A 4,959-nucleotide genomic window follows, 5' to 3' on the forward strand; every position below is an offset into this window, starting at 1 on the left:
GGTAGACTTGGCGCCGATCGCCGAAGGACAGGACATCAAGGTGTTCTGGCGCGGCAAGCCGATCTACATCATGAACCGCACCAAGAAGCAGATCGACGAGGCCCGCGAGGTGCCGGTTGCGAGCCTCAAGGACCCTGCCACCGATCAGTCCCGGGTCAAGGAAGGCCACGACCAGTGGCTGGTCGTGATCGGCATCTGCACCCATCTCGGCTGCATCCCGATCGCCCATGAGGGCGAGTATGATGGCTTCTTTTGCCCCTGCCACGGCTCGCAATATGATTCGTCCGGTCGCGTTCGCCGCGGTCCGGCGCCGCTGAACCTGCCGGTGCCGCCTTACGCTTTCGTTTCGGACAGCAAAATCAAGATCGGCTGAGTTTCGGGTCCCGCCCGACACCTCGCCTGTCACGTCGTTTCTCTCCTCAGGATCGCATCATGAGCGGACCATCCACCTACCAGCCGACCAATCCCGCCTTGCAGTGGATTGAAAAGCGCTTGCCGATTATCGGTCTCATGCATTCCGCGTTCGTGGCCTATCCGACGCCGCGCAACCTGAATTACTTCTGGACCTTCGGCGGCATTCTTTCTCTCATGCTCGGCGTCCAGATCATCACCGGCGTGGTGCTGGCGATGCACTACACGCCGCATGTCGACATGGCGTTCAACTCGGTCGAGAGCATCGTCCGCGACGTCAATTACGGCTGGTTGCTGCGCTATCTGCATTCCAACGGCGCCTCGATGTTCTTCATCGCCGTGTACATCCACATGTTTCGTGGCCTGTATTACGGATCGTACAAGGAGCCGCGCGAAATCCTCTGGATCCTCGGTGTGATCATTTATTTGCTGATGATGGCGACGGGCTTCATGGGCTACGTGCTGCCGTGGGGCCAGATGAGCTTCTGGGGCGCCACGGTCATCACCAACCTGTTCTCCGCCATTCCCTATGTCGGCGACAGCATCGTGACCTTGCTGTGGGGCGGCTATTCGGTTGGCAATCCAACCCTGAACCGCTTCTTCTCGCTGCATTATCTGTTGCCGTTCGTGATCGCCGGAGTCGTCGTGCTGCACGTCTGGGCGCTGCATGTCGCCGGTCAGAACAACCCGGCCGGCGTCGAGCCGAAGACTGAAAAGGACGTCGTGCCGTTCACGCCCTACGCCACCATCAAGGATGGTTTCGCGATGGTGTGCTTCATGATGTTCTACGCCTGGTTCGTGTTCTACGTGCCGAATTACCTCGGTGACCCCGACAACTACATCATGGCGAATCCGGGCGTGACGCCCGCGCACATCGTGCCGGAATGGTATTACCTGCCGTTCTACGCGATCCTGCGCTCGATCCCGAGCAAGCTCGGCGGCGTCATCTGCATGTTCGGCGCCATCGTGGTGCTGGCGTTCCTGCCCTGGCTCGACAATGCCAAGACCCGCTCGTCGCGCTATCGGCCGCTCGCCAAGCAGTTCTTTTGGATGTTCGTCGTGACCTGCATCCTGCTCGGCTGGCTCGGCGGCAAGCCGGCCGAAGGCATCTACACCATTGCCTCGCGGGTGCTGACGTTCTTCTACTTCGCCTACTTCCTGATCGTGCTGCCCGTACTGGCGCGTATCGAGAAGCCGCGTGCGGTGCCGAACTCGATCGCCGATGACGTACTGGCGACCTACGGCAAGAAGGCCGCCGCGGCGATCGTCGGGCTGGTTCTGGCCGGTGGCCTGGTTCTGGGCGGCATGCAGGATGCCCGCGCGCAGGAGCATGGCGGCCCGACGCCGCCGTCGCTGAACTGGTCGTTCGCTGGCCCGGTCGGCAAGTTCGACCGCGGCCAGTTGCAGCGCGGCTACAAGGTCTACAAGGAAGTCTGCTCGACCTGCCATTCCATGAACCTGCTGCACTTCCGTAACCTCGCGGATGAAGGCGGTCCGAGCTTCTCGACGGCGCAGGCGCTGGCGGTGGCTTCGGACATCAAGGTGCAGGATGGCCCGAACGATGCCGGTGACATGTTCGAACGTCCCGGCCGACTGGCGGACCCGTTTCCGAAGCCGTTCCCGAACGAGCAGGCCGGCCGCGCCGCCAATGGCGGCGCCTATCCGCCGGACCTGTCGCTGATGGCGAAGGCCCGCAACTATGATCGCGGCTTTCCGCAGTTCATCTTCGACTTCTTCACCCAGTTCCAGGAAAAGGGCCCGAATTACATCGACGCCCTGCTGCAGGGCTACGTCGATCCGCCGCCGGCCGACTTCAAGCTGCCGGAAGGCGCCTATTACAACACGTTCTATCCCGGCCATGCCATCAAGATGCCGAAGCCGATCTCCGACGATCAGGTGACCTATGATGATGGTACGCCGCAGAAGGTCGAGAACTACGCCAAGGACGTCGCCAGCTTCCTGATGTGGACGGCGGAGCCGCACCTCGAGGCGCGCAAGCGCACCGGTCTGCAGGTCATGGTGTTCCTGCTTATCCTCGCGGGCTTGCTGTACTTCACAAAGAAGCGGGTCTGGGCCGACGCGCATTAGCAGCGTGCCACCTCATGCAAACGAAAAGCCCCCGCGGGGGCTTTTTTGTTGAGTGGATTTTGTGTCCCGGGCGCGCAGCGGTGCGAAGGATCGCCGCGCGCCCGGGACCATCGCAAACGCCGACGCCCGCGGCGGCCGTCCATGTAGCGATTGCCTTGTCATCGCCGCGCCGTCAAAATACCGGCTAATAGCGTTCAGCGATTCAGGAGGATCCCATGGGTACGAACATCACCTTCAAGCGCCCCGACGGCAAGGAAGCCGGCGGCTATCTCGCCAATGCCTCGGCCGGCAACGCGCCGGGCATCGTCGTGATCCAGGAATGGTGGGGCCTGTCGGAGCAGATCAAGGGCCTGACCGACCGCTTCGCGCTGGCCGGCTTCGACGCGCTGGCGCCGGACCTCTATAATGGCAAGGTGGTGCCGTATCACGACACGGACGCCGCCGGCGCCGAGATGAACTCGCTCGATTTCATGGACGCCACCACCCAGACCGTGCGCGGTGCCGCGCAATATCTGGCGCGCAACGGCGCCAAGGTCGGGCTCACCGGCTTCTGCCTCGGCGGCGCGGTGACCATCATCGGCGCCTGCAAGATCCCCGAATTGAAGGCCGCCGTGGCGTTCTACGGCATCCCGCCGGAGGGCGCTGCCAAACCCGCCGACGTGCAGGTGCCGCTGCAGGGCCACTTCGCCAACCGCGACGACTGGTGCACGCCGGCGGTGGTCGACGGCTTCGAAGCCGGCCTCAAGGCCGCCGGCAAGACCGCCGAGTTTTTCCGCTATGAGGCCGACCACGCTTTCGTCAACGAACAGCGCGCCAGCGTGCATGACCGCGAAGCCGCCGAACTGGCCTGGGGCCGGGCGACCGCGTTCTTCAGGAAGCATCTGGGATAGGGGGCCCGTGCATTCGCATGCTGATCCGCCGTGCGCGTCATGAGGATGCCGATCAGGCCTGCGCGGTGCTGCGCCGGTCGATCGCCGAGCTCTGCCTTGATGATCACCATGACGATCCGGCAATCCTGCGGATGTGGCTCGGCAACAAGACTCCAGCGGTGGTCGGGGGGTGGATCGCTGACCCAGATATCATCGTCCTCGTAGCGGTCGAGGACGACACCGTACTGGCCGTCGGCGCCGTCCGGCCCCACGGCGAAATCACGCTCAATTACGTCTCGCCGGATGCGCGGTTCAAAGGCGTCAGCCGTGCCTTGCTGGCGCAGCTTGAGGCGACCGCACACGAGCTCGGCAACGACTCCTGCCACCTGCAAAGTACGGAAACGGCACGCCGGTTCTATCTCGCGTGCGGCTATGAACAGGTCGGGATGGCCCAGCGCAAGCATGGCACCACCGGGTCCTATCCGATGCTGAAGCGGTTTGTCCGGGACTGACGCGGTAGTGGTTTCCTGCTATGGTCGCAACGAGTGCATCTCAGGAGCATGACCATGATCGTCACCAAGATCGGCGATAGTCTCGGCATTCGCCTCTCCGCCGAGGACGTCGCGCGGCTGGGCTTAAAGGAAGGCGACAAGGTGGTCGTCAAGCCGCTCGATATCACGTCTGCCACCATAACTGATCCCTTGGCACGAAAAAAAGCGCTGGAGGACCTGCTGCGATTTGAGGGGATGATGCCGGCGGGCTTTAAGTTCGATCGCGACGAGGCGAATGAGCGGTAATTTCTTCGACTCGAATGTCCTTTTGTACCTCGCATCTGGCGCGCAGGACCGTATCGCGCGAATCCAGCGCCTCGTCGATGGCGGCGGCACCATCAGCGTTCAAGTGTTGAACGAGATGGCCAGCGTATCCCGGCGTAAATTCAGGATGTCGTGGCAGCAGACGTCAGTGTTTATTGATCGGACCAAGGGGCTGTTGGATGTCATCCCAGTTACCATTGATATTCACCAGTCCGGCCTTCACCTTGCCGAGCGCTATGGCTTCTCGATCTACGACAGCTTCATCGTCGCCGCGGCGCTGGCTGCCGATTGCGACACGTTGTGGTCCGAGGACATGCAGGACGGGATGCTCGTCGATGGCCGGCTGCGGATCGTCAATCCGTTCCGGATCTAGGCCAACCGAACCTACCAAAGCGGCCCTTGACGTCTCCCTCTCGCCATGGCTCATTGCCGCCATGAAAGCAGCACGTTGCCCCCTACCTCTCTGGTGGCGCACCTCCTGACCGAGGTGGCTGTGCGATTCCGTTTTCAATCGTCGAAGGCCGCCATCGCAGTGCGACGGCCTTTGCTCGTTTGTCCTGTGTGGCGCTCCTCCGGCCAATTTCGTAAGAGGATGCCATGAACCGGACGGTATTTTCCCTTCCCGCCGACAGCGCCTACCAGACCCGAGCCGGGTTGGCGGTGGCGCGTCATGTCGCGCAATTCACCGGCGGTACCGCGCTCGACGACCTGATCGAGCTACTGGACCATCGCCGCGGCGTGGTGCTGTCGTCCGGCACCACGGTGCCCGGGCGCTA

At 62.6% G+C, this 4,959-nt stretch carries 6 protein-coding genes; all 6 read left to right on the forward strand.

Annotated elements, in window-relative coordinates; translation table 11 throughout:
- Positions 1–373, forward strand: a 373-nt coding sequence (gene petA, locus Q0S16_RS07575) for a ubiquinol-cytochrome c reductase iron-sulfur subunit (RefSeq protein WP_295846659.1), incomplete at its 5' end; no start/stop codon positions are given.
- A gap of 59 nt (positions 374–432) precedes the next feature.
- Entirely contained in the window at positions 433–2,499 is a 2,067-nt protein-coding gene (locus Q0S16_RS07580; protein ID WP_295846661.1) for a cytochrome c1, read from the forward strand.
- Between the two features lie 215 nt (positions 2,500–2,714).
- On the forward strand, positions 2,715–3,389 hold the full coding sequence (locus Q0S16_RS07585; protein WP_295846662.1) for a dienelactone hydrolase family protein: 675 nt from the start codon (positions 2,715–2,717) through the stop codon (positions 3,387–3,389).
- 17 nt (positions 3,390–3,406) lie between these two features.
- A complete protein-coding gene (locus Q0S16_RS07590; protein ID WP_295846664.1) occupies positions 3,407–3,880 on the forward strand; it encodes a GNAT family N-acetyltransferase in 474 nt (157 codons plus the stop codon).
- Between the two features lie 54 nt (positions 3,881–3,934).
- Positions 3,935–4,165: an AbrB family transcriptional regulator gene (locus tag Q0S16_RS07595; protein WP_295846665.1), complete on the forward strand. Its 231-nt coding sequence runs from the start codon at positions 3,935–3,937 to the stop codon at positions 4,163–4,165.
- Positions 4,155–4,556: a PIN domain-containing protein gene (locus Q0S16_RS07600; RefSeq protein ID WP_295846667.1), complete on the forward strand. Its 402-nt coding sequence runs from the start codon at positions 4,155–4,157 to the stop codon at positions 4,554–4,556. The genes Q0S16_RS07595 and Q0S16_RS07600 overlap by 11 nt, the downstream gene beginning before the upstream one ends.
- Positions 4,557–4,959: the final 403 nt, after the last annotated feature.

The sequence above is a fragment of the Tardiphaga sp. genome (assembly GCF_025356345.1).
Taxonomy (GTDB): domain Bacteria; phylum Pseudomonadota; class Alphaproteobacteria; order Rhizobiales; family Xanthobacteraceae; genus Tardiphaga.